The sequence below is a fragment of the Mesorhizobium sp. M7D.F.Ca.US.004.03.1.1 genome (assembly GCF_003998635.1).
Taxonomy (GTDB): Bacteria; Pseudomonadota; Alphaproteobacteria; order Rhizobiales; family Rhizobiaceae; genus Mesorhizobium; species Mesorhizobium loti.
The window spans coordinates 1-784 of the sequence record NZ_RZQG01001537.1 but is presented as its reverse complement, the minus strand read 5'-3'; the positions used below and the strand labels follow the sequence as shown (position 1 = coordinate 784).

At 64.9% G+C, this 784-nt stretch carries 1 protein-coding gene; it reads right to left on the bottom strand.

The genetic code is table 11. The features are described from left to right. Positions 1 to 784 (bottom strand): ABC transporter ATP-binding protein (locus tag EN935_RS38505; protein ID WP_164771852.1); only part of this gene is annotated, 784 nt, incomplete at both ends.

Here is a 784-nt window from a genome sequence, read left to right as displayed (position 1 = left end):
GCTCTCCAGCACGACCGGGTCGGGCTGTTCGAAATGCAAGGTAAGGTCGGGACTGGTCGAAGGCGTGAATTCGATGCGCGCCGAGCCGCCTTGGTAGATCACCCGCTTGACCAAGCCGTCAAAGCCGGGGCCATCCGGCGACACGTCGAGATCGGCCGACCGGCAGCAGATCTTTGCCCCAGCGCGCGGCCGCTCGCCAGGCCGGCAGCGGACAACCAGCTCCGCGCCGAGAACCCGGACCTTGCAGTGGCCCGCCTGCTCCGCGCTCAGCACATCGGCGGGCAGCAAAATCCCTTGCGAAATGAAGGACGCCACCATTTCATTTGCCGGCTCATGATAGAGTTCACGCGGCGTTGCCAGCTGGGCGAGACGCCCGCTGTCCATAACCGCGATCCGATCGGCCAGCGCCATTGCCTCGGCCTGATCATGGGTGATGTAGACGATGGTCGTGCCGGTGCGCTTGTGGAAGGACGCGAACTCGTCCTCCATCGAGGCCCTGAGATGCACGTCGAGATTGGCGAGCGGTTCGTCGAACAGCACCAGCGAGGGCGCGGCGACAAGGCATCGCGCCAGCGCCACGCGCTGGCGCTGGCCGCCGGAAAGATTGGCCGGCCTGCGCTCGCCCAGCCCTTGCAGATTGACCAAAGCGAGTGCGTCTTCAACCTTCTGGCGCGCGACCGCTCTGTCCAGCTTCGCCACCTTCAGCGAATAGCCGATGTTCTCGGCCACCGTCATATGCGGCCACAGCGCATAATTCTGGAAGACGATGCCGACGCGCCGCTTT